The organism is Pseudomonas sp. B6001 (genome assembly GCF_013386015.1).
In the GTDB taxonomy this organism is placed as follows: Bacteria; Pseudomonadota; Gammaproteobacteria; order Pseudomonadales; family Pseudomonadaceae; genus Aquipseudomonas.
In genome coordinates this window covers 65,023-89,441 of sequence record NZ_JACAOX010000002.1, presented here as the reverse complement: position 1 = coordinate 89,441, position 24,419 = coordinate 65,023, and the positions used below count along the sequence as shown (strand labels likewise).

Here is a 24,419-nt window from a genome sequence, read left to right as displayed (position 1 = left end):
TAAATATGCCGAGCATCCGTGTCGTACCTGTGGGTATTACTCCCACAGGGCTTGCCAAAGCATAATCAAGGAATCGCCCATGAGCGCCAGCATCACTGCCAACCTGCGTCACGATTGGTCTTTAGCCGAAGTCAAAGCGCTGTTCGTACAGCCCTTCAACGACCTGTTGTTCCAGGCGCAGACCGTGCACCGCGCGCATTTCGACGCCAACCGCGTCCAGGTTTCCACGCTGCTGTCGATCAAGACCGGCGCCTGCCCGGAAGATTGCAAATATTGTCCGCAGTCGGGCCACTACAACACCGGCCTGGAAAAAGAGAAGCTGATGGAAGTGCAGAAGGTCCTCGAAGAGGCCGCTCGCGCCAAGGCCATCGGTTCGACCCGTTTCTGCATGGGCGCCGCCTGGAAGCATCCGTCAGCCAAAGACATGCCCTACGTGCTGGAGATGGTCAAAGGCGTGAAGGCCATGGGCCTGGAAACCTGCATGACCCTCGGCCGTCTCGATCAGGACCAGACCGAAGCCCTGGCCCAGGCCGGCCTCGATTACTACAACCACAACCTCGACACGTCGCCGGAGTTCTACGGTTCGATCATCACCACCCGCACCTACGGTGAGCGCCTGCAAACCCTGGCGTATGTGCGTGATTCGGGGATGAAGATCTGCTCCGGCGGCATCCTCGGCATGGGCGAGTCCCTGGACGACCGCGCCAACCTGCTGATCCAACTGGCCAACCTGCCGGAGCATCCGGAGTCGGTGCCGATCAACATGCTGGTGAAAGTTGCCGGTACGCCGCTGGAAAACGCCGACGACATCGACCCGTTCGACTTCATCCGCATGCTGGCTGTGGCGCGCATCCTGATGCCGCAGTCCCATGTGCGGCTGTCGGCCGGGCGTGAGGCGATGAACGAGCAGATGCAGGCCCTGGCATTCTTTGCTGGCGCCAACTCGATTTTCTACGGCGACAAGCTGCTGACCACTGCCAACCCGCAGGCGGACAAGGACATGCAACTGTTCTCGCGCCTGGGCATCTTGCCGGAAGCTCGTGAAGAGCACGCCGATGAAGTGCACCAGGCGGCGATCGAGCAGGCGCTGGTGGAGCAGAAGAGCAGCGAGCAGTTTTACAACGCGGCTGTTTGATAAGTCCACTTTGGAATGCCATCCAAATGTGGGAGCGGGCTTGCTCGCGAAGGCGGTGTGTCAGCCAATACATAAGCTGACTGATCCACTGCTTTCGCGAGCAAGCCCGCTCCCACATTTTTGACTGCGTTCAACCTGATCTACCGAGGTCTGCATGTCTTTCGATCTCGCCGCGCGTCTTGCGGCTCGTCGTGCCGAACACCTGTATCGCCAACGTCCACTGCTGCAGAGCCCGCAAGGCCCTGACGTGGTGGTCGACGGCCAGCCGTTGCTGGCGTTCTGCAACAACGATTACCTGGGCCTGGCCAATCACCCGCAAGTGATTGAAGCCTGGCGCGCGGGCGCGGCTCGCTGGGGCGTGGGTGGCGGCGCTTCGCATCTGGTGATCGGCCACAGCACGCCGCACCATGAACTGGAAGAGGCCCTGGCCGACCTCACTGGTCGCCCGCGGGCGCTGCTGTTCACCACCGGTTACATGGCTAACCTTGGCGCCGTCACCGCGCTGGTGGGGCAGGGCGATACGGTGCTGGAAGACCGCCTTAACCACGCCTCGTTGCTGGATGCTGGTTTGCTCTCGGGTGCGCGCTTCAATCGTTACCTGCACAACGATGCTGAAAGCCTGGCCAAGCGCCTGGAGAAAGCCACCGGCAATACGCTGGTGGTGACCGACGGCGTGTTCAGCATGGACGGTGACCTGGCCGACTTGCCGGCGCTGGCCCGTGAAACCCGGGCCAAGGGCGCATGGTTGATGGTGGATGACGCCCATGGCTTCGGGCCTTTGGGCGCCAACGGTGGTGGGATCGTCGAGCATTTCGGTTTGAGCCAGGAAGACGTTCCGGTGTTGGTGGGCACTCTGGGCAAAGCCTTCGGTACTGCCGGCGCGTTTGTCGCGGGCAGCGAAGAGCTGATCGAAAGCCTGATCCAGTTCGCCCGCCCGTATATCTACACCACCAGCCAACCGCCGGCATTGGCCTGCGCCACGCTGAAAAGCCTGGAATTGCTGCGCACCGAGCATTGGCGCCGTGAGCATCTCAATGGGCTGATCCGCCAGTTCCGCCAGGGCGCCGAGCAGATTGGCCTGGAACTGATGGACAGTTTCACGCCGATCCAGCCGATCATGATTGGCGACAGTGCCCGCGCGGTGCGTTTGTCGCAGATGCTGCGCGAGCGCGGGCTGATGGTGACGGCGATTCGGCCACCGACCGTGCCTGCCGGTAGCGCTCGCCTGCGGGTGACCCTGACGGCGACCCACAGCAACGCCCAGGTGCAGCTATTGTTAAGCGCATTGGAAGAGTGTTTCCGCTTGTTAGGCCAGGAGCCCGACCATGCGTGATCGACTGATATTGCTGCCTGGCTGGGGCCTCGGCGTTTCGCCGCTGGAACCGCTGGCGGCGGCGTTGCAGGGGCTGGATGAACACTTGCAGGTGCAGATCGAACCGTTGCCGGACGTGGAGTCGGACGACCTTCAAGAGTGGCTCGATGAGCTGGATTCGACCTTGCCCCAAGACGTCTGGCTGGGTGGTTGGTCCCTCGGCGGCATGCTTGCTGCCGAGTTGGCCGCCCGGCGCGGTGATCATTGTTGCGGTTTGCTCACCTTTGCCAGCAACGCAAGCTTCGTGGCCTGGTCCCGCTGGGACCATGGCATGCACGAAGAGGATTTTATTGCGTTTCTTAACGGTTGCCGCCTTGATCCGGTTGCGACGTTAAAACGCTTCAGTCTGCTTTGCGCCCGGGGCTCCAGCGATCCCCGATCACTTGCTCGGCTATTGCTGGCGGGTGCCCCTAAAACCTCCGCGCAGACCTTGCTCAGTGGTCTGGAGCTGTTGGGCCGATTGGACACCCGCCAGGCGCTGGTCGACTTTCAAGGGCCGCAGTTGCATCTGTTTGCCGGGCTGGACGGGCTGGTTCCGGCTGAAGTGGCCAGTGAGTTGTTCGCCTTGTTGCCTGACGTTGAAATCGGCCTGATTGAACAGGCCGGTCACGCTTTTCTACTGGAGGACCCCCACGGTGTGGCGGGGGCCATCCAGGCTTTTTTGCATGAGTGCGGTGATGACTGATTTGTCCCATGTGCTGCCCGGCGGCTTGCCAGACAAGCGCCAGGTAGCGGCCTCCTTTTCCCGCGCAGCCGCCAGTTACGACAGCGTTGCCGAGTTGCAGCGTGCGGTGGGCAGCGAGCTGTTGCGGCGTTTGCCCGAAGGTCTTTCTCCACAACGCTGGCTCGACCTGGGCAGTGGCACGGGCTATTTCAGTCGTGTGCTGGGCCAGTCATTTGCGGATAGCCAGGGTTTGGCCCTGGATATCGCCGAGGGCATGCTCAAACACGCCCGGCCGCTGGGCGGTGCACAACATTTCATCGCTGGCGATGCCGAGCGCTTGCCCTTGCAGGACGCCAGTTGCGGGCTGATCTACTCCAGTTTGGCAGTGCAGTGGTGTTCGGATTTTGCCGCAGTGCTCAGCGAAGCGCAGCGCGTATTGCAGCCCGGCGGCGTGCTGGCGTTTGCCAGCCTCTGCGTGGGTACGCTGGATGAGTTGCGCGAAAGCTGGCGCGCAGCGGATGGCATGGTTCATGTGAACCGCTTCCGGCCGTTCAGTGCTTATGAGCAACTGTGCGCAGCCAGTGGTTTGCGGGTGCGCAGCCTGGAGCAGTGTCCCCACGTGTTGCATTACCCCGACGTGCGCAGCCTGACCCACGAACTGAAAGCGTTGGGTGCGCACAATCTGAACCCGGGGCGCCCAGGAGGGTTGACGGGCCGGGCGCGGATTGTTGCACTGGTGCAAGCCTACGAGCAGTTCCGCCAGGCCCAGGGCCTGCCGGCAACTTATCAAGTGGTGTACGCCGTCCTGGAGAAACCTCTATGAATGCCGCTTACTTCATCACGGGGACCGACACCGACGTCGGCAAGACCACCGTCGCTGCCGGCCTGCTGCATGCCGCGCGGCAAGCCGGCAAAAGTACGGCGGCGGGCAAGCCGGTAGCCTCTGGGTGCCAGCTGACGCCCAAGGGCCTGCGCAATTCGGACGCCCTGGCGTTGCTGGCCGAGTGTTCGTTGCCGTTGAGTTATGCCGAGGTCAACCCGGTGGCCTTCGAGCCGGCCATCGCGCCGCATCTGGCGGCCCGTGAAGCCGGCGTGGCGCTGACGGTGCAGTCGTTGTTGAAACCCATGCAGCACGTTCTCGCCAAGCAGGCGGACTTCACCTTGATCGAAGGTGCGGGCGGCTGGCGTGTGCCATTGGCGGACCAGGACAATTTGTCGGACCTGGCCCAGGCGCTGAAGCTGCCGGTGATCCTGGTGGTGGGTGTGCGGCTGGGGTGTATCAGCCACGCGCTGCTGACCGCAGAAGCCATCGCCCGGGACGGGTTGCCGCTGGCGGGCTGGGTGGCCAATATCATCGACCCCAAGACCTCTCGTCTGGAAGAAAACCTCGCGACCCTGGCTGAACGCCTCCCCGCGCCATGCCTGGGAAGGGTGCCCAAGCTCAAGCATCCCAGCGCCGAAGCGGTCGCCGCGTACTTGCAACTGGACCTGCTTGACTAGTTTTGCCTATCGCGAAGGCATTATGCCATTAGTGTTTTTGACGGGCGTTTTGCCGGTAGGTCTGCTTCAATAACAGTTCACGATTCTCTTATAGGCAGGTTCACGCCATGGAAATCTCTGGTAGCAGTGCGTTTTACTCGGGACTGAGCGCGATTCAGACCGGGCAGAACCGTGTCGACCAGGCCGCCGGCAAGATTGCCAGCGCCGCCACTTCCCAGCCTTCGGACGCGCAAAATGATCGTTTGCGTTCGGTAGACGCCAATCAGGCCAGCAACTCGGCGAGCAACATGGTCGAGATGGCCCAAGGCAAGTTCCAGGTTGAACTGGGCGCCAAAGTCGCCAAGGCTTCCGACGAAATGCTCGGCACGTTGATCGATACTTACGCATAACCCCCCCCTCTTATCATGCGAGCTGGCTTCTCTGTGGGAGCTGGCTTGCCTGCGATAGCGTCACCTCGATCCTCCTGATACACCGCGGCGCCCGCATCGCAGGCAAGCCAGCTCCCACACTGATCTTCACCGCTCAATAATCTTTTTCCCCCTGAATCGTCATGCGGCATTTCGCTGCAGGCCTTGCCGTGCCTGACGTTGACCTGCGTCATGACAAACGGCGTTTGCGCGACGCTTGACAAGGATTGGTCGTAAACGTATGTTTCAAACAACTGTTTGACCGCCACAACACATCCATGCGGTTGTTCATCCCAGATACATCAGCAGAGGTTTATCGCTATGCCTGACTACAAGGCCCCCTTGCGTGATATTCGCTTCGTTCGTGACGAACTGCTTGGCTATGAAGCGCACTATCAGAGCCTGCCGGCTTGCCAGGACGCTACCCCGGACATGGTTGACGCCATTCTCGAAGAAGGCGCCAAGTTCTGTGAGCAGGTACTGGCACCGCTGAACCGCGTGGGTGATATCGAAGGTTGCACCTGGAGCGAGTCAGGCGTTAAGACCCCTACCGGTTTCAAAGAAGCCTACAAACAGTTCGTTGAAGGCGGCTGGCCAAGCCTGGCCCACGACGTGGCGCACGGTGGCCAGGGCCTGCCGGAATCCCTGGGCCTGGCGGTCAGCGAAATGGTCGGCGAGGCCAACTGGTCGTGGGGCATGTACCCGGGCCTGTCCCATGGCGCGATGAACACCATTTCCGAGCACGGCACTCCCGAGCAGCAAGAGGCTTACCTGACCAAACTGGTGTCGGGCGAGTGGACCGGCACCATGTGCCTGACCGAACCGCACTGCGGCACCGACCTGGGCATGCTGCGCACCAAGGCCGAGCCTCAGGCTGATGGTTCCTACAAGGTTTCCGGTACCAAGATCTTCATCTCGGCCGGCGAACACGACATGGCCGACAACATCGTCCACATCGTGCTGGCTCGCCTGCCGGACGCACCGGCTGGCACCAAAGGCATTTCGCTGTTCATCGTTCCCAAGTTCGTACCAAACGCCGACGGTTCGATTGGCGAACGCAACGCGGTGTCCTGTGGTTCCCTGGAACACAAGATGGGTATCCACGGCAATGCCACCTGCGTGATGAACTTCGACGCGGCCACCGGTTTCCTGATCGGCCCGGCGAACAAAGGCCTGAACTGCATGTTCACCTTTATGAACACCGCTCGCCTGGGCACCGCGCTGCAAGGCCTGTCCCACGCTGAAATCGGCTTCCAGGGCGGCCTCAAATACGCTCGCGACCGCCTGCAAATGCGCTCCCTGACTGGCCCGAAAGCGCCGGACAAGGCCGCCGACCCGATCATCGTGCACCCAGACGTGCGCCGCATGCTGCTGACCATGAAAGCCTTCGCCGAAGGCAACCGCGCGATGGTGTACTTCACCGCCAAGCAGGTTGACGTGGTCAAGTACGGCACTGACGACGAAGCCAAGAAACAGGCTGACGCACTGCTGGCCTTCATGACCCCGATTGCCAAGGCGTTCATGACCGAAGTCGGTTTTGAAGCCGCCAACCACGGCGTGCAAATCTACGGCGGCCACGGCTTCATCGCCGAGTGGGGCATGGAGCAGAACGTTCGCGACAGCCGCATTTCGATGCTGTACGAAGGCACCACCGGCATCCAGGCCCTCGACCTGCTGGGCCGTAAAGTGCTGATGACCCAAGGCGAAGCGCTGAAGGGCTTCACCAAGATCGTCCACAAGTTCTGCCAGGCCAACGAAGGCAACGAAGCGGTACAAGAATTCATTGCACCGCTGGCGGCACTGAACAAAGAGTGGGGCGAGTTGACCATGAAGGTCGGCATGGCAGCCATGAAGGACCGTGAAGAAGTCGGCGCCGCTTCGGTGGATTACCTGATGTACTCCGGTTATGCCTGCCTGGCTTACTTCTGGGCCGACATGGCCCGCCTGGCCGCCGAGAAACTGGCTGCCGGCACCAGCGAAGAAGGCTTCTACACCGCCAAGCTGCAGACTGCGCGTTTCTACTTCCAGCGCATCCTGCCGCGTACCCGCACCCACGTTGCAACCATGCTGTCGGGCGCCAACAACCTGATGGACATGAAAGAAGAGAACTTCGACCTGGGCTACTAAGCCTCGGCCAGTTCGCTTCAAAAGCCGCCGCTCCTTCGGGAGCGGCGGTTTTTTTTGCGCGATAAAAAACCACAGTACCGCACTCAGGGATTGCTCCGAGCGGCCGTTACAGTGATGGCAATGTGATACGCATCACATTGAATGTGCTTAACTGTGATCAGTGAAGGCACTGTGCCATCTTTTTTGTGGGTCGGAGCTTTACCCTTGTCGCGCGCGTCTGCTGTACGTTTCAGTCATTTTTTACCTTCACTGCTTTTACTGCTGGCGGGGCTCTCGGCTGCGTATGTGAAGGATCTCAATGTGTTCTTCACTTCACTGTTCAATGTGCTGCCGACCCTCGTGCTGCTGCTGGGCGGCTCGTACTGCGCGGTCTACCGGCGCCAGCGAGAGCTGTTCCTGATGATCACGGTGTACGTGGTCTATTTCCTGCTGGATACCCAGACCGATTACTACCGCGATAACGGTCGCGTGCGGGACGACGCGGCCGTGGTCTTCCATCTGTGTTGCCTGTTGTTACCGTTGCTGTTCGGCATCTACGCGGTCTGGCAAGAAAAAACCCACCTGTTTCGCGACTTCGTCGCACGCTGCGCGGTGCTGTTTGCGGTAGGCAGCGTGGCACTTGCCCTTGAACAAAGTTTTCCCCATGCCTTGTTGAGCTGGTTGGCTGAAATTCGCTGGCCCGCCTTGCATGGCCGCTGGATGAGCCTGATCCAGCTGTCCTATCCGATGTTCCTGATTGGTTTTGTGACCCTGGCCGCGCAGTACTGGTATCAACCAAGACCGCTGCACGCCGCGCAACTGGTAGGGTTGCTGGGCTTGTTCTGGATGTTGCCGCAGACGTTCATCCTGCCGTTCACCCTGAACATCATGTGCAGCCAGGTGATGCTGATGATCGCTGCCGGGGTGGCCCACGAGGCTTATCAAATGGCCTTCCGTGACGAGCTGACCGGGTTGCCGGGCCGCCGCGCGCTCAATGAGCGCATGCAACGCCTGGGGCGCAATTATGTGCTGGCCATGGGCGACGTCGATCACTTCAAGCGTTTCAACGATACCCATGGCCACGACGTGGGCGACCAGGTACTGCGCCTGGTGGCCAGCAAGCTGTCCAAGGTCAACGGCGGCGGCCGGGCCTACCGCTATGGCGGTGAGGAATTTGCCGTGGTATTCGCCGGCAAGACCCTGGATGAATGCCTGCCGCACCTGGAAGAGATCCGCGAAATCATCGCCAACTACGACATCAAACTGCGTAACCCGGACCGTCCCCACGACGACCAGCAGGGGCGCCAGCGTCGTGTGGGCAATGGCGCTTCCAGCGTGTCGGTGACCGTCAGCATCGGTGTGGCCGAACGCCAGGCCGAGCAGCGCAGCCCTGAAGAAGTGCTCAAATCCGCCGACCAGGCGCTGTACAACGCCAAGGGCGCGGGGCGTAACTGCGTGGTCGCTGCGGGGCAGACCCGCCGCGGCGCGGTCCGCATGGACAGCGCTGCCGGTTGAGTGATGGTGGTGTATTCAGCGGCCCTACAGTGATTGTCCGGTGGGCCGTGGGGCAGTAGGTTGAAGGCATCTGCTGCCGGAGACATTGCCATGCCTGACTATAAAGCTCCCCTGCGCGACATGCGCTTTCTGATCGATCACGTCTTTGACTTCCACGGCCACTACGCCGCGCTGGGTGCAAGCGATGCCAGCCCGGACATGGTCGGCGCGATCCTCGAGGAAGGTGCGAAGTTCTGCGAAAACGTCCTGGCGCCGTTGAACCGCTCCGGCGATGAAGAAGGCTGCCATTTCGACAACGGTGTGGTGACCACGCCCAAGGGCTTCAAGGAAGCCTTCGCGCAGTACGTGGAAGGCGGCTGGCACGGTTTGGCGGCTGACCCGGCCTACGGCGGGCAGGGCTTGCCAATGTCCCTGGGCCTGGTGCTCGCGGAGATGATCTCCTCCAGCAATACGTCCTGGGGCATGTACCCTGGCCTGACCCACGGTGCGATGTCGGCGATCCGTGCCCACGGCACTGAAGAGCAGAAAAACACCTACCTGAGCAAACTCACCGCGGGCCAGTGGACCGGCACCATGTGCCTGACTGAAGCCCATTGCGGCACCGACCTTGGCCTGATCAAGACCCGCGCCGTACCGCAGGCCGACGGCAGTTATGCAGTCACCGGCAGCAAGATTTTCATCTCGGCCGGCGAGCATGACATGAGTGACAACATCATCCACCTGGTGCTGGCCAAGCTGCCGGATGCGCCGGCCGGCACCAAGGGAATCTCGCTGTTTATCGTGCCCAAGTTCCATGCCGACTCGGGCGAGCGCAACACGATGAGTTGCGGCTCCATCGAGCACAAGATGGGCATCAAGGCGTCGGCCACCTGTGTGCTGAACTTCGATGGCGCCCGGGGTTTCCTGATCGGTGAGGCGAACAAGGGCCTCAACTGCATGTTCACCATGATGAACCATGCGCGCCTGGGCACCGGCATGCAGGGCCTTTGCCTGGGGGAAGCGAGCTTCCAGGGTGCGATCAAGTACGCCAACGACCGCTTGCAGATGCGCTCGCTGACCGGCGCCAAGGCACCCGAAAAAGCCGCTGATCCGATCATCGTCCACCCGGATGTGCGGCGCATGTTGCTGACCATGAAAGCCTTCAATGAAGGCAACCGCGCATTGACCTACTTCTCGGCACAGTTGCTCGATACCGCACACCTGAGTGGCGACGAGGGGCAACGCCAGGAAGCCGAAGACCTGTTGGCCTTCCTTACGCCGATCTGCAAGGCGTTCATGACCGAAACCGGACTGGAGGTGACCAACCACGGCATGCAGGTGTTCGGTGGCCATGGCTTCATTCGTGAATGGGGCATGGAGCAACTGGTTCGCGATTGCCGGATTGCGCCGATCTATGAAGGGACCAACGGCATCCAGGCCCTGGATTTGCTCGGGCGCAAGGTGCTCGGCAGCCAGGGCAAGCTGCTGCGCGGCTTTACCAAAATCGTCCACAAGTTTTGCGCGGCCAACGCCGAACATCCGCAACTCAAGGCCCATGTGGCTCAGCTCAACCAGTTGAATCAGCAGTGGGGTGAGCTGACGGTCAAGGTAGGCATGGCAGCCATGAAAAACCCGGATGAAGTCGGCGCTGCAGCCCTGGATTACCTGATGTACAGCGGCTACATCATCCTTGCCTACTTGTGGCTGCGCATGGCGCTGGTGGCACAAGAGCAGTTGGACAGCGGTAGCGGTGATGCCGATTACGCCCAAGGCAAGCTGGCGACCTGCGAGTTCTACTTCAAGCGCCTGCTACCGCGCACGGCCGCGCACCGGGCGGCGGTGGAGGCGGGCAGTGAGTGCCTGATGAGTCTGCCGGCGGAGCTGTTTGCGCTTTAGTGACCGTAAAATACTTGTTGGTCACAAGCAGACCCTATGTGTCACAAAAGTTGTTCGGTTACACTCGGGGTCTGTAAAACCGACCCCACCCGAATAACGTTAAAGTTCTCACGAGGTTTGCCATGGCTGACTACAAAGCGCCGCTGCGCGATATGCGCTTCGTCCTCAACGAAGTTTTCGAGGTCGCCAAACTCTGGGCCCAACTGCCCGCGCTGGCAGAAACCGTCGACGCCGAGACCGTTGAGGCAATCCTCGAAGAAGCCGGCAAAGTCACCTCCAAGACCGTCGCCCCGCTCAGCCGCGGCGGCGACGAAGAAGGCTGCCGCTGGGAGAATGGCGCGGTCTTCACCCCGGCTGGCTTCAAGGACGCCTACAAAACCTACGCTGAAGGCGGTTGGGTAGGTGTTGGCGGCGACCCGGCGTACGGCGGCATGGGCATGCCCAAGGCAGTGTCGGCCCAGGTAGAAGAGATGATCAACTCGTCGGGCCTGGCCTTCGGCCTCTACCCGATGCTGACCTCCGGCGCCTGCGTGTCGATCAACACCCACGCCAGTGAAGAGCTCAAGGCCACTTATCTGCCGAATATGTACTCCGGCGTGTGGGCCGGTTCCATGTGCCTGACCGAACCTCATGCCGGCACTGACCTTGGGATAATTCGGACCAAGGCCGAGCCTCAGGCAGACGGTTCCTACAAGGTCAGCGGCACCAAGATCTTCATCACCGGTGGCGAGCACGACCTCACCGAGAACATCATCCACCTGGTGCTGGCCAAGCTGCCGGACGCACCGGCGGGTCCCAAGGGTATTTCGCTGTTCCTGGTACCCAAGTTCATGGTCAATGCCGACGGCAGCCTGGGCGCGCGCAATCCGGTGACCTGCGGCTCCATTGAACACAAGATGGGCATCCAGGCGTCTGCGACCTGCGTGATGAACTTCGACGAAGCCGTGGGCTACCTGGTGGGCGAGCCGAACCGTGGCCTGGCCGCGATGTTCACCATGATGAACTACGAGCGCCTGGGTGTGGGCATCCAGGGCCTGGCCTCCGGTGAGCGCTCTTATCAGAACGCTATCGAATATGCGCGCGACCGCCTGCAAAGCCGTTCGCCAACCGGTCCGAAAGCCAAGGACAAGGTCGCTGACCCAATCATCGTCCACCCGGACGTGCGGCGCATGCTGCTGACCATGAAAGCCTCGAACGAAGGTGGCCGTGCGTTCTCCACCTATGTGGCGATGCAGCTCGACACCGCCAAGTTCAGCGAAGACGCCACCGCCCGCAAACGCGCGGACGATCTGGTTGCTCTGCTGACCCCGGTTGCCAAGGCGTTCCTGACCGACCTGGGCCTGGAAACCACCGTGCACGGCCAGCAGATTTTCGGCGGCCACGGCTACATTCGCGAATGGGGCCAGGAGCAACTGGTGCGTGATGTGCGCATCACCCAGATCTACGAAGGCACCAACGGCATTCAGGCCCTGGACCTGGTGGGACGCAAGATCGTCGGCAGCGGTGGGGCGTTCTACAAGCTGTTCGCTGATGAGATCCGCCATTTCACCGCCACTGCCGGCGCCGAACTGGCCGAATTCACGAAGCCGCTGAACGCGGCCGTGGATGACCTGGACGAACTGACCGCCTGGCTGCTGGACCGCGCCAAATCCAACCCGAATGAAATCGGCGCGGCATCCGTGGAATACCTGCACGCGTTCGGCTACATGGCTTATGCCTACATGTGGGCCCTGATGGCCAAGGCGGCTCTGGGTAAAGAGGCTCAGGAAGACTTCTACGCGAGCAAGCTGGGCACCGCGCGTTTCTACTTTGCGCGCTTGCTGCCGCGGATCGCGTCCCTCAGCGCCTCGGTAAAAGCCGGTAGCGAATCGCTGTTCTTGCTGGATGAAGCACTGTTCTAAGGACTTGGAGGGCGTGTAAGCATTCTCTTACATGACGTGCTGCTATTCGTCCTCTATCGCCAAATTGGATCCACGGATAATCTACTTCACATGGACGTCGCGCAGGAAGCGCAAAGCAACAACACGGACACGTAGGATTCTGCCAGGAAGGCGGAGTGAAATGGATGTCAGGGAAACAGTCTGCAAAGCCCCGCTTCGGCGGGGTTTTCTTTTGCCTGCGAAAAAGTCAGGCGGGCGCGTTCATCACGTCTTCCAGCAGCGTGCGCAACAATTCCAGCGTCGCCTGCTGGCGCTGCACATCCCGGCACACCAACCCCACTTTCAACGGCACCCGTGGTTCGCTCAAGGGTTTCCACAGCAACGCCTTGCTGTTGTGTTCATCCTGGGAGCGTCCGGGAAGCACCGTCGCCAGCTTGGTGTGGGGCAGGCTGTCGAGAATCCCCGCCATCGTATTCAACTCGGCCTGCACTTGCGGGCGTCGGCCCAGGTTGGCCAATTGACCTTGCCATATCTGGCGCACCTGAAACTCTTCCCCCAGCAGCAACATGGGTAACTCGGCGGCTTGCTTCAGGGAGACTTTCTTGAATTCCCGCAGCGGGTGATCAGCCGGGATGACTACCTTCAGTTCATCTTCATACAGCAGCACGCCGTGCAGCCCCGGCTGGCGTGGCGGCAGGTAGCTGATGCCGATATCCAGCGAGCCGTTGAGCAGCCGGCGTTCGATTTCCATCCCGGTCAGCTCGTAGATCTGTACGACCAGGTGCGGCTGGGCCTTGCGCACTCGTTCGAGCATCTGCGGCACCAGGCTGGTGTGCACGGTTTGCAGCACGCCGATCGCCAAGGTGCGCAGTGCCTGGCCCTTGAAGTTGCGCAGTGCTTCCACCGCGTGCTGCATACCGTCGAGCAAGGGCAGGGCGTGGTTATACAAAGTGTGGGCGGCGAGGGTCGGCAGCAGGCGCTTGCTGCTGCGTTCGAACAGGCTCACATCAAGGTTTTGCTCGAGCTGGCGAATCTGCTGCGACAACGCTGGCTGGGAGATCGACAGGCGCTCCGCTGCCCGCCCCACATGGCCTTCTTCGTACACCGCGACGAAATAACGCAGTTGCTTGAAATCCATAAGTAATGCTTATCGAAAATGCTGGAAAATCGAAATGGCCGAGTGCCCCCAAGGCGCCTAGTCTAGCGCCTATTCACAGGGCTTACAGGGCCGGAAAGCACGATGAGTAGTGTTTATGTTGACGGTGTTTGCATAGGCAAGGCAAAAAACCTCCGCCATGGGTTTATCGGTAATGCCGACCAAGGTGCGATTGCCAAAGGGGTTCATCCATGAACCTGTTCAACCTGCGTCGCCCCGCCCCCAGCCTGGATGATCTGATCCTCGAGGCGAAGACCCCGGCTCTGCGAGACGATCTTTCCAGCGATTGCCTGATGCCCAGTGTGGCCCGCCCGCCCCAGGTGTTTGTACGCGGCCAAGGCTCCTGGCTGTGGGACAGCGAAGACCGCGCCTATCTCGACTTCAGCCAGGGTGGCGGCGCCAACAGCCTGGGCCATAGCCCACAGGCAGTGACCAAGGCGCTGGCCGATCAGGCCCAATCGCTGATCAATCCCGGTAACAGCCTGCACAACCGCGTTCAACTGAACCTCGCCGACCGCCTGTGCCATCGCACCGGCAGCGACCAGGCCTACCTGCTCAACAGCGGCGCGGAAGCCTGCGAAGCGGCCATCAAGCTGGCGCGCAAATGGGGCCAACTGCACCGTGGTGGCGCCTATCGCATCATCACCGCGAGCAACGGTTGCCATGGCCGCAGCTTTGCCGCGATGTCGGCCTCGGCAGCCGCCAGTGAAAACCGTTTTGAGCCCCAGTTGCCAGGCTTCAGCCACGTGCCGTTCAACGACCTGCCGGCGCTGCACGCGGCGGTGGATGCGCAAACCGTAGCAATCATGCTGGAACCGATCCAGAACGATGCCGGCGTCATTCCCGCGACCGAGCATTACCTCAAGGGTGTCGAACGTCTGTGCCGTGAGCTGGGAATTCTGTTGATCCTCGATGAAGTGCAAACCGGCACCGGCCGTTGTGGCACGTTGCTCGCCGAACAGTACTATGGCGTTTGCGCCGACATCATCACCCTGGGCAAGGGCTTGGGGGGTGGTGTGCCGCTGGCGGCTTTGCTGGCACGGGGCAAAGCATGTTGTTTTGAGCTGGGTGAGCTGGAAGGCACCCACCACGGCAACGCGCTGATGGCTTCCGCCGGTGTGGCGGTGCTTGATACGGTGCTGAACCACGGATTTCTTGAACACGTCTGCGAGGTCGGCACTTACCTGGGTGAAGGGCTTGCCCGCCTGGCGCATCGCTATGACCAGGGTGAACTGCGCGGCCAGGGCCTGATGTGGGGACTGACTCTGTCGGAGGATTCGGCAGATGCGGTGGTAAACGCCGCCCTCAGTGAAGGCCTGATCCTGAGCGCGCCGCAACCCGATTGCCTGCGCTTCACCCCGGCGCTCACATTGAGCAAAAGCAACGTCGACGAAATGCTCCTGCGTCTGGCCCGTGCCTTCTCCCGGGGGCGCACTGCACAGCTGCAATGCCGCAAGGGCATTGCCGTTTAAGCCCCATATTTCCTGAACCGTCTCGCGGTATACGCGGCGCCTCCAGCCTGATTCTTTTGGCTGGGGGCGTTTTTTTGTCCGCGAATTAGACGATGGCTGAGTGCCAGATCCCACTGAACCCTTACCAACGGCCAAGGTCGATTAGCTTGTACGGCTCACACGAGCCGATTTTCTGGAGCTGAACCCATGGATATCATTCGCATCATCATCGCTATTCTGCTTCCGCCACTGGGTGTGTTCCTGCAAGTGGGTTTCGCTGGCGCGTTCTGGCTGAACATCCTGCTGACCTTGTGCGGTTACATTCCCGGCATCGTGCACGCGGTGTACATCATCGCCAAACGCTAAAAGACCTCAGCCTTTCGCGATCAGCCGTGAGTTGCGCTCATTGCGAAAGGCCAGTTGCTCGATGGTCTGGGTGGCGTGCTCCGCTTCTTCGCGGGCCTGGAGGATCATGCCGTGATGCTCCGATTTGCTGCACACCGGGTCGGCGTTGCTGGCATCCCCGGTCAGCATGAACGCCTGGCAGCGGCACCCACCGAAGTCCTTTTCCTTCTCGTCACATGAACGGCACGGCTCGGGCATCCAGTCGTAGCCGCGAAAGCGGTTGAAGCCAAACGAGTCGTACCAGATGTGTTGCATGCTGTGGTCGCGCACATTGGGAAATTGCACCGGCATCTGTCGGGCTCCGTGGCACGGCAGGGCAGTACCGTCCGGCGTTACTGTCAGAAAGATGCTGCCCCAGCCATTCATGCAGGCTTTCGGGCGTTCCTCGTAGTAATCCGGCGTGACGAATATCAGCTTGCACGGGTGGCCTTCGGCTTCGAGCTTGGCGCGGTATTCGTTGGTGATGCGTTCGGCGCGCACCAGCTGTTCTTGGGTCGGCAACAGGCCGACCCGATTGAGCTGGGCCCAGCCGTAGAACTGGCAGGTGGCAAGCTCGACAAAGTCCGCTTCCAGGGCAATGCACAGCTCAATGATGCGGTCGATCTTGTCGATATTGTGCCGATGGGTGACGAAGTTCAGCACCATCGGGTAGCCATGGGCTTTCACTGCCCGGGCCATTTCGAGTTTTTGTGCGAAGGCTTTTTTCGAGCCGGCCAGCAAGTTGTTCACTTGCTCGTCACTGGCCTGGAAACTGATCTGGATATGGTCCAGGCCGGCCTTCTTGAAGTCGCTGATCTTCTGCTCGGTGAGGCCGATGCCGGAGGTGATCAGGTTGGTATAGAAACCCAGCTTGCGCGCCTCGGCGATCAGTTCGGCGAGGTCCTGGCGCACCAGCGGCTCACCGCCGGAAAACCCCAGTTGCGCAGCGCCCATTTCCCGGGCTTCACGAAATACCTTGATCCACTGTTCCGTGCTCAGTTCCTTGCCCTGCTCGGCAAAATCCAGCGGATTGGAGCAGTACGGGCATTGCAGCGGGCAGCGGTAGGTCAGCTCGGCCAGCAACCAGAGCGGCAGGCCGATTTCCGGCTTGGGTGGCAGGTCAGGCAAGTTCGATCCAGTGCTGAGCACGGGCAACCTCCATGAATTGCTCGATGTCTTCACCCAGCTCGGGCACGCCAGGGAACTGCTTGTCCAACTCGGCGATGATTGCGCTGACATCGCGCTCGCCGTCGATCAAGCCACCGATCAAGGCGGCGCTGTCGTTGAGCTTGATCATGCCTTCCGGGTACAGCAGCACATGGCCTTTTTGCGCCGGTTCGTACTGGAAACGATAGCCCTGGCGCCAGGTCGGTTTTTTGCTGCGATCGAAGCTCATAGGGTGATCCCCTTATGCCATACACGCTGATCGGTCACGCTGTGATACGGCGGGCGTTTCAGTTCATAAGCCATGCTCATTGCATCGAGCATGCTCCAAAGAATGTCCAGTTTGAACTGGAGAATTTCCAGCATGCGCTCCTGGCCTTCGCGGGTGGTGTAGTGCTGCAGGGTGATGGCCAGACCGTGCTCCACATCCCGGCGAGCCTGGCCCAGGCGGGTGCGGAAATACTCGTAGCCGGCGGGGTCGATCCATGGGTAATGCTGGGGCCAGCTGTCGAGGCGCGACTGGTGGATCTGCGGGGCGAACAACTCGGTCAGGGAACTGCTGGCGGCTTCCTGCCAGCTGGCCCGGCGGGCGAAGTTGACGTAGGCGTCTACCGCAAATCGTACGCCCGGCAGTACCAACTCCTGGGAGCGCAGTTGATCCGGGTCGAGGCCGACGGCCTGTCCCAGGCGCAACCAGGCTTCAATGCCGCCGTCTTCGCCGGGAGCGCCGTCGTGATCCAGCAGGCGCTGGATCCACTCACGACGAATCTCCCGGTCCGGGCAGTTGGCCAGGATCGCGGCGTCCTTGAGGGGAATGTTCACCTGGTAATAAAAACGGTTGGCGACCCAGCCCTGGATCTGCTCGCGGGTGGCGCGGCCTTCGTACATCGCCACGTGATACGGGTGATGGATATGGTAGAAGGCGCCCTTGGCGCGCAGGGCCTGTTCGAACTCGGCGGTGGTCAGCGGTGTGTCAGTCATTTGGCTCGCTCCTACAATTCAATGCTCATGCCGTCGTACGCCACTTCCACATTGCGTCGCAGCAGCTCGGCTCGCTCGGGCGAGTCTTCATCCAGGATCGGGTTGGTGTTGTTGATGTGGATAAGCACCTTGCGCTGCTTGGGCAACTGCTCCAGCACTTCCAGCATGCCGCCGGGGCCGTTTTGTGCCAGGTGGCCCATCTCGCGACCGGTGCGGGTGCCGACGCCACGGCGCTGCATTTCGTCGTCGTCCCACATCGTGCCGTCCACCAGCAGGCAATCGCTGCCGGCCATGATTTCCAGCAACGGTGCGTCAACCTTGCCCAGGCCCGGCGCATAGAACAGCTTGCCGCCGGTGCGCAGGTCTTCGACGATCAGGCCGATGTTGTCGCCCGGGTGTGGGTCGAATCGGTGAGGTGAGTAGGGCGGTGCCGCGCTGCGCAGCGGCAATGGTGTGAAGCGCAGGTTGGGGCAGGCGGGGATCGTGAAGCTGGCGTCCAGCTCGATGCGGTTCCAGGCCAGGCCGCCGTTCCAGTGGGTCAGCATGGTGAACAGCGGGAAGCCGGTGCTCAGGTCCTCATGGACCATGTCGGTGCACCACACCTGGTGCGGGCAGCCTTCGCGCAGGCTGAGCAGGCCGGTGGTGTGGTCGATCTGGCTGTCCATCAGGATGATCGCGCTGATGCCGGTATCCCGCAGCGCGCGGCCCGGTTGCATCGGGGCGAAGCCTTGAAGCTGGGCGCGGATATCTGGCGAGGCGTTGCACAGCACCCAGTTCACGCCGTCATCGGAAATCGCGATGGACGACTGGGTACGCGCCTCGGCCCGCAGGCTGCCGTCGCGAAAACCTGCACAGTTCACGCAGTTGCAGTTCCATTGCGGGAAACCACCGCCCGCGGCGGAACCTAGAATCTGGACAAACATGGCCGCTCCATTACACACAACTCAAAAATAAAAACGCCCCGGGCGAGCCGAGGCGTTGCATTGCGATACAAAGCCAATCAGCGGCTGGCAAAGTACATGGTGACTTCAAAGCCGATACGCAGATCAGTGTAAGCAGGTTTGGACCAAGTCATGTTCTTACTCCTACGAAGGGAAGGGACGTTTACTACCAAGTAATACATATAGTCCACCTCCAAGCGGAGATGTTCAGATGTGTGCATGTGAATGTTACGTACTTCTTTTGAAGATAGCGCTGTCCTGCGGGAAAAAGCCTTTTACCGAAGCGGCAATGATCAGCCAGATCGTTGCCAGGAGCCGGCGGCACAAGCGCCATTGGCCACACAGCACCATCCGCCTGCAGCAGCATTGAGTTGCTGTGCAGCTACCATTAAATCCTCACGGGTGCGGGTCTGGATGAAATCTTGCAGCTGCTGGATGTAATCCGACGGGTGGCCTGCCAAGTGCGCGTGCCAGAGCAGTTCAGCGGCTTGGGAAGTGGGTAGGGCGTCGAGGGAAAATTGCCGGGCCAGATCGTTCGGCAGTTCGCTGGCGTTGATCAGCGCGGGCAGTTGCTTCAGGAACGCCTGCAGGTGATCAAGTATTTGCGCAAGAGACGCGCTTGGGGATTGCACCCCAAACAGCAGGCCGGTTTGCCCGCTGTACTGTCGGATGTCGCTGAACACCGCGTAGCCCAATTGAAGCTCAACACGCAGTTGCTGGTAGAACGGCGCTTGCACCAGATGTGCGAGTAGACGCCAGCAAGCCTCGTCCGCCAGGGAGCGTGTGGCTGTCGGGCAGAACAGCAGCAACGCGGCGTCGCTGGAATCGGTCCTGACTTCGTGCCAACGATGCTGGCTGCTGATTGACGGCAGTTCGCTGATAGCCGCTTGCGGTTGGCCGGGCAGTTTCCCGGCTGCACTTTTTATCGCCGTCTCGCAGGCGGCGGGCAGCCCCACGGCGAGCCCTTGCCAGCGAGCGGTTGACCATCGGTCTCGCCCAGCAACCTGCTGTGCAGCTGGGATGTCGGCGCAATACCCGGGCAATGCCTTGAGTAACTGCCGGATCGCCATTGCCGGCGCCGGGGAGGATGACGCTCCGGCATTTTCGTCGAGCCGGGTCAGCTCGCGTGCCACTTCCTCCAATATCGCGGGCATGGGTTCGTGCAGCCCTAGCATCTTCAGCTGCCAGTGACCGCCGATTGTCTCGAAAGACAACTGGACGCCAGCCTGGCTGGCGTTCTCACGCAGCCGTGGGAAAAGCTCTGCATCCAGCGGCGAATCCAGATGCCAGCGCAGGTAGAGCGCGCCTTCATCTGTGTCGCCTGGCAAGGCCTGGCTGAAGGTCAGCGCCGAAAAGTCCTTTCGCCCACGGGAGCGATCCTGGGCGAACGTGCGCAGGCCGCGATGGGCGCTGGTTTGCCCGCGAATCAGCCCCGGGCGCTCTTCCCTGGCTGCCGGCTGCAGGAACGGATTGGTGGGCGGCAGTTGCCAGGCGTGCCGGGACGGCGGAAATTGCAGCGAGTCCAGCAGGGTCTTGAGGGAGCTGGCGCTCTGCTCGGACAGGACCAGTTCCTTGTCCTGCCGGGCCAATGCCAGGGCACCACTGACCTGTTGTTTGCGAGCAAGCAGCAAGGCGTGCTCTTCCCGCAGGGGCGCCCAGTCACTGTGTGCGAAAAAGCTCAGCCAGTCGTGCAGCAGTTCTTGGATCAGTGTCGTCTGCTGCGCACCCTGAGTGTCCAGGGTGAACTTGATATCCAACAACGCCTGTCCGGCAAATTGATACAGCGCCGTTGCGTTAATGGCACTGACTAACTGCCGCGACTGCAACTCGGCGAGCAACCCGCCGGGCGCCGAAGTGTTCAGCCACAGGCAGAGGAAATCCAGCGCCTCAGGGGAAGCCTCGCTTGCCACCACCTGATGCCAGTGGTGTTCATCGGTGTGTTGATAAGTACGTTGATTGCCGGCCAGCAACGCTGGCGCCGACGTCTGTCGCCGCAGAGGTGCAGTCTTCAGCGCAGCGTCAAACTGATGCGCCAATGCCTCCAGCTCCACCAGCGACTGAGGGCCCGCAAGGCTCAAGGTCATCTGCCCGGAATGATAGAAACCTTCATAAAAATCCCGCAAGGCCTGCTGAAAATCCTCACGCTCTACCGGCAAGCTATCCCGGTTGCCCGCATGAAACGCGCGCAACGGATGACCCGCCGCAACACCTCCCAGCAACGCTTGTTGCTGTTGCGCCGTGGCATCTTGCGACCAGGCAATAAACTCCGCCTGCAATACTTCGCGCTCACGCAACTGGTCTTCCAGGGCCAGGCGCGGATGGGCGAGCATGTCCCCCAGGCGCTCCAGTGCGGCTTCAAATGCCGTAACAGGCACCTCAAAGAAAAAGTCGGTAGTGCGCTCGCGGGTGCTGGCATTCACCTGTCCACCCTGGCGCTGGACGTAGGCCATCAGCCCGTCGCTTGCGGGAAAACGCCCGGTGCCCAGGAACAATAAATGCTCAAGAAAATGCGCCAGTCCCGGCCACGCCAGGGGCACATCGTGGCTGCCCGCTGCAACGCGCAAGGCAGCCGCGGCGCGCTTCAAGCGCGGCGCATGATGCAAGGAAACCCGCAGGCCGCTGGCCAGGGTCAATTGAAGGTGATGAGGGTGGGCCGGCGCAGGCATGAGCACTTCCGAAACGTAGGAAGTGCCTATGCTAGCGCAAACCTGCGGGATCAGTGCTTGTGCAACGCCCCATAAAGCTCGGGACGCCGGTCCAACAGGTAGCGATTGGCCGCGCGTGAGTCGACCATCAACTGCCGATCGAGTGTGCCCACGATCAGCGCTTCATCCAGACCTGCCTGGGCAATCCGCTGGCCATCCGGTGCGGCGATGCTGCTTTGCCCGCAATACTGGATCTCGCCTTCCTGCCCGCAGTAATTGGCGTAGGCCACATAACACTGGTTTTCAAACGCCCGCGCCCGCACGGTCACATCGGCGACGAAATCGAAGGGCACCATATTGGCCGTCGGTACCAGGATCAACTCCGCGCCGGCCAGCGCCAGGCGCCGGGTGTTCTCCGGGAACTCCAGGTCATAGCAAATCAGGAAACCCAGCGTCCAGCCGTTCAATTCCACCAGCGGGAAATCATCGTCGCCGGCGCTGAACATCGAGTTGTCGAGATCGCCAAACAGGTGGGTCTTGCGGTAGTTGCACAGGCGCTGGCCGTTGGCGTCGATCAACTGCACGGCGTTGTAGATCTGCCCGTCTGCACCGCGTTCCGGGTAGCCATACAGAATCGCCACGCCCGAGTTTTTCGCCAGCGCGGCGATGGATTGGGCAGCGGGACCGTCCTGGGTTTCAGCCAAGGCGCCGACCGCTTCCACGCCGATGTTATAGCCGGTGAGAAACATCTCCGGCAGCACCAGCAGGTCGGCGTCGGTGGCCTCTTGCGCCAACTGATGCAGGCGCTTGAGATTGCCGGCCACGTCCAGCGGCAAAGGCGGGCATTGATACAGGGCAACACGCATGGGCAACTCCTTACTCGGGCAGTGCGATTGGCCCGATCTCGTCGAACACATCCCCCGGCCCCGGGTTCTGCGGGTGAGTGCTGCCACCGAAGTGAGTCATGATGCCCCACACCGCGTTCAGCGAGGTTTGCACGGCGCCTTCAACCCACGCCGGGGTCCAGGACACGTCGTCACCGGCAATGAAAATACCGCGTTGCTCCGCCGGCATGTCCTTCTGTATGAAGTGCGCGTACATCCGCTGGTTATAGCGATAGTGGCCGGGAAGTGCGCCTTTGAAAGCACCGAGGAAATGCGGGTCGGCTTCCCATGACACGGTGATCGGATCGCCGATGATCCGCGCGGCGATGTCGACTTTCGGGTAGATCTTCTTCAGCGCATCCAGAGCCAGCTTCACGCGTTTCTCGATGGGTTGCGGAAGCATTTTCAGCGCATCGCTCATCCAGGAGTAGGACAGGCAAATCACCCCCGGCTTGTCGTCACCGTTGTCGAACAGATAGGTGCCGCGGGTCAGGCGATCCGTCAGCGTCATGCTCATCAGGTCGCGGCCGGTTTCCGGATCCTTGTCCTTCCAGAATGGCCGGTCGACCATCACGAAGGTCTTCGACGACTGCATGTAGCGGGTGCGGTCCAGGGCCATCCACATCTTTTGCGAGAACAGGGTTTCGTCGCACTCGATCTGGGTGGTCAGCAGCCAGCTCTGGCAGGTGGTCAGCACGGCGGCGTATTCGCGGGTGTCACCGTAGTTGTCGGTGACGGCGAAACGGCCGTCCGGCGCGTGGGCAATGCGCTTGACCCCGGCCCGTGGCGCACCGTTGTGCAGGGAACTGAGGCTGGTGCCTTCGGGCCAGTGGGCGCAACGCTCCGGCACATGGCGCCAGATGCCCATGGGCACTTGGGCGACGCCGCCGACCACCAGATGCTGGTGATCGTCGCAGTTGGTCATCACCACGCGGAAGATTTCCAGCATCGAGTTGGGGAAGTCCGAGTCCCAGCCGCCGGTGCCAAAGCCGACCTGGCCGAACACTTCGCGGTGATGAAAGGACAACTTGGCGAACGCTTTGGAGGTCGCCACGAAGTCGTAGAAGGTGCGGTCGTCCCACAACGGAACCAGCGTATTCCACAGCTCTTTCAGGCGCGGTACGTCACGGTCGCGGATGGCTTGCTGGATATCGGCGAACTGCGAGCCGGCTTCCAGGGCGTCGGCCCAGGCGTCAGCCACTTCCTGGAACAGTGCAGGAAGGTCAGCGAGTTTCTGTGCGTAGTGCGTCTGGCCTTCGAGGTCGATGACCGTGCTGCCGGAAGCCGGCGTCAGCGGGTTGGGGAAGGGTTTGGTCTCCAGCCCGAGCTTGTCCACATAGTGGTAGAACGCGGTGGAGGACACCGGGAAGCGCATGCCACCCAGTTCCGCAATGATGCCTTCGGCGCCTTCAAACGCCTGGGAGCGCAGGCGGCCACCCATTTTCGAGGCTTCATACACCACGGGTTTAAGGCCCAGCTTCATCAGCTCATAGGCGGCTACCAGCCCGGCAATCCCGGCGCCGACGATCGCCACTTCGGCGCCGTGGTTGGCCGCCGGAATGCTACCCAGGCCCGCCGGATGTTCGATCCAGTCATCAAAGGCAAACGGGAAGTCCGGGCCAAAGATAGTGATGGGCTTCTTGCCGTTTGCCGGGTGGCGATTGGTCTTGCTGATGGTGCTGGAAGGAATGCTCATGGCTGACCTTGCTGGCGGCTCGGCGGGGCGCGACCCGCTGAGTATAGGAAAAGATGGCAGCCATTCTAGGGAGCGTAGCGTTCGTTAATAAGACGCAATGTGTCGTCGGATTGAATTGTTTTTAGTCAGAGTGACGATCTTGCTGGTCAGATTGGTTGGCCGCGATCCAGTTTGTTACTGAGGATGATCGAGGTGGTGGTCTTCTCCACGCCATCGACGCTGCCGATCTGGTCCAGCAGTTGATCCAGCTGTTCCGGCGAATCGGTGCGCAGCCAGGCCACGTAATCGAACTCGCCGCTTACCGCACATAACTGCTGAACCTGCGCCATGGCACTGATCCGGCGCAGCACTTCCTTGCCGGAGCGCGGTTGCACGGTGATCCCCACGTAGGCCTGCAAACCACCGTCCACCACCCGCTGGCTGAGGCGCACGCCATAGCCGGTAATCACCTGGGTTTTTTCCAGGCGCGCCAGGCGTGAGGTGACGGTGGTGCGCGCGATGCCCAGTTGCCGGGCAAGCATGGCCACACTTTCACGCGCGTTGATCTGCAAGGCGGCGATCAACTGGCGATCGATTTCATCGAGGACGGGAGGGTGAGAGGCGGACAAGGTGTTCTCCGGCGCGGGCATCAATGGGCGAGCATGTTACAGGCTCGGTCCTGGC

22 protein-coding genes are annotated in these 24,419 nt (G+C 61.2%); 12 read left to right on the top strand and 10 right to left on the bottom strand.

Annotation, left to right across the window (positions count from 1 at the left end):
- Positions 1-79 precede the first annotated feature (79 nt).
- From bioB to HX821_RS02675, 10 genes are all read left to right on the top strand, one after another.
- Positions 80-1,135, top strand: a complete 1,056-nt coding sequence (gene bioB, locus HX821_RS02720) for a biotin synthase BioB (RefSeq protein ID WP_003211072.1) — start codon at positions 80-82, stop codon at positions 1,133-1,135.
- Between the two features lie 154 nt (positions 1,136-1,289).
- On the top strand, positions 1,290-2,468 hold the full coding sequence (gene bioF, locus HX821_RS02715; protein ID WP_177035249.1) for an 8-amino-7-oxononanoate synthase: 1,179 nt from the start codon (positions 1,290-1,292) through the stop codon (positions 2,466-2,468).
- Complete coding sequence (locus tag HX821_RS02710; protein ID WP_003211068.1) at positions 2,461-3,192, top strand: alpha/beta fold hydrolase; 732 nt, start codon at positions 2,461-2,463, stop codon at positions 3,190-3,192. Before bioF ends, HX821_RS02710 begins: the two co-directional genes overlap by 8 nt.
- Positions 3,185-3,994: a malonyl-ACP O-methyltransferase BioC gene (gene bioC, locus HX821_RS02705; protein ID WP_177035248.1), complete on the top strand. Its 810-nt coding sequence runs from the start codon at positions 3,185-3,187 to the stop codon at positions 3,992-3,994. Before HX821_RS02710 ends, bioC begins: the two co-directional genes overlap by 8 nt.
- The gene (bioD, locus tag HX821_RS02700; protein WP_008434374.1) at positions 3,991-4,671 is read left to right on the top strand and encodes a dethiobiotin synthase; all 681 of its coding nucleotides are present in this window, start codon (positions 3,991-3,993) and stop codon (positions 4,669-4,671) included. The genes bioC and bioD overlap by 4 nt, the downstream gene beginning before the upstream one ends.
- 107 nt (positions 4,672-4,778) lie before the next feature.
- On the top strand, positions 4,779-5,060 hold the full coding sequence (locus HX821_RS02695) for a hypothetical protein (protein WP_008434375.1): 282 nt from the start codon (positions 4,779-4,781) through the stop codon (positions 5,058-5,060).
- A 339-nt stretch (positions 5,061-5,399) separates the two neighbouring features.
- Positions 5,400-7,205: a phenylacyl-CoA dehydrogenase gene (locus tag HX821_RS02690; RefSeq protein ID WP_177035247.1), complete on the top strand. Its 1,806-nt coding sequence runs from the start codon at positions 5,400-5,402 to the stop codon at positions 7,203-7,205.
- Between the two features lie 204 nt (positions 7,206-7,409).
- Entirely contained in the window at positions 7,410-8,699 is a 1,290-nt protein-coding gene (locus tag HX821_RS02685; protein WP_023659318.1) for a diguanylate cyclase, read from the top strand.
- A 90-nt stretch (positions 8,700-8,789) separates the two neighbouring features.
- Positions 8,790-10,574, top strand: coding sequence for an acyl-CoA dehydrogenase C-terminal domain-containing protein (locus tag HX821_RS02680; protein WP_177008814.1), 1,785 nt, complete (start codon positions 8,790-8,792; stop codon positions 10,572-10,574).
- A 122-nt stretch (positions 10,575-10,696) separates the two neighbouring features.
- A complete protein-coding gene (locus HX821_RS02675) occupies positions 10,697-12,475 on the top strand; it encodes an acyl-CoA dehydrogenase C-terminal domain-containing protein (protein ID WP_102370043.1) in 1,779 nt (592 codons plus the stop codon).
- Positions 12,476-12,701: 226 nt separating this feature from the next.
- On the opposite strand, the gene HX821_RS02670 is transcribed toward HX821_RS02675, so the two are convergent.
- A complete protein-coding gene (locus HX821_RS02670) occupies positions 12,702-13,592 on the bottom strand; it encodes a LysR family transcriptional regulator (protein WP_003211052.1) in 891 nt (296 codons plus the stop codon).
- 209 nt (positions 13,593-13,801) lie between these two features.
- Here HX821_RS02670 and HX821_RS02665 point away from each other — a divergent pair, with 209 nt between their 5' ends.
- Entirely contained in the window at positions 13,802-15,082 is a 1,281-nt protein-coding gene (locus HX821_RS02665) for an aspartate aminotransferase family protein (protein ID WP_177035246.1), read from the top strand.
- Between the two features lie 186 nt (positions 15,083-15,268).
- Positions 15,269-15,427, top strand: a complete 159-nt coding sequence (locus tag HX821_RS02660; RefSeq protein ID WP_003211049.1) for a YqaE/Pmp3 family membrane protein — start codon at positions 15,269-15,271, stop codon at positions 15,425-15,427.
- Between the two features lie 6 nt (positions 15,428-15,433).
- Here the strand turns inward: HX821_RS02660 and pqqE are convergent, their stop codons facing one another.
- The 9 genes from pqqE to HX821_RS02615 form a co-directional block, all read right to left on the bottom strand.
- Positions 15,434-16,573, bottom strand: coding sequence for a pyrroloquinoline quinone biosynthesis protein PqqE (gene pqqE, locus HX821_RS02655; protein WP_008434380.1), 1,140 nt, complete (start codon positions 16,571-16,573; stop codon positions 15,434-15,436).
- Positions 16,566-16,841: a pyrroloquinoline quinone biosynthesis peptide chaperone PqqD gene (gene pqqD, locus HX821_RS02650; protein ID WP_003211043.1), complete on the bottom strand. Its 276-nt coding sequence runs from the start codon at positions 16,839-16,841 to the stop codon at positions 16,566-16,568. The genes pqqE and pqqD overlap by 8 nt, the downstream gene beginning before the upstream one ends.
- Positions 16,838-17,590, bottom strand: coding sequence for a pyrroloquinoline-quinone synthase PqqC (pqqC, locus tag HX821_RS02645; protein WP_003211042.1), 753 nt, complete (start codon positions 17,588-17,590; stop codon positions 16,838-16,840). The genes pqqD and pqqC overlap by 4 nt, the downstream gene beginning before the upstream one ends.
- An 11-nt stretch (positions 17,591-17,601) precedes the next feature.
- Positions 17,602-18,513 (bottom strand): pyrroloquinoline quinone biosynthesis protein PqqB, encoded by a 912-nt coding sequence (pqqB, locus tag HX821_RS02640; RefSeq protein ID WP_003211040.1) that lies wholly within the window; start codon positions 18,511-18,513, stop codon positions 17,602-17,604.
- Between the two features lie 77 nt (positions 18,514-18,590).
- On the bottom strand, positions 18,591-18,665 hold the full coding sequence (gene pqqA / locus HX821_RS02635) for a pyrroloquinoline quinone precursor peptide PqqA (protein ID WP_003194766.1): 75 nt from the start codon (positions 18,663-18,665) through the stop codon (positions 18,591-18,593).
- Positions 18,666-18,824: 159 nt separating this feature from the next.
- Positions 18,825-21,197: a pyrroloquinoline quinone biosynthesis protein PqqF gene (gene pqqF, locus HX821_RS02630; protein WP_177035245.1), complete on the bottom strand. Its 2,373-nt coding sequence runs from the start codon at positions 21,195-21,197 to the stop codon at positions 18,825-18,827.
- 50 nt (positions 21,198-21,247) lie between these two features.
- The gene (locus tag HX821_RS02625) at positions 21,248-22,042 is read right to left on the bottom strand and encodes a carbon-nitrogen hydrolase family protein (protein WP_102370039.1); all 795 of its coding nucleotides are present in this window, start codon (positions 22,040-22,042) and stop codon (positions 21,248-21,250) included.
- A 10-nt stretch (positions 22,043-22,052) separates the two neighbouring features.
- A complete protein-coding gene (locus HX821_RS02620; protein WP_177035403.1) occupies positions 22,053-23,735 on the bottom strand; it encodes an NAD(P)/FAD-dependent oxidoreductase in 1,683 nt (560 codons plus the stop codon).
- Positions 23,736-23,902: 167 nt separating this feature from the next.
- Positions 23,903-24,385 carry an Lrp/AsnC family transcriptional regulator gene (locus HX821_RS02615; RefSeq protein ID WP_102604402.1) on the bottom strand — a complete coding sequence of 161 codons (483 nt, stop codon included), beginning with the start codon at positions 24,383-24,385 and terminating at the stop codon, positions 23,903-23,905.
- Positions 24,386-24,419: the final 34 nt, after the last annotated feature.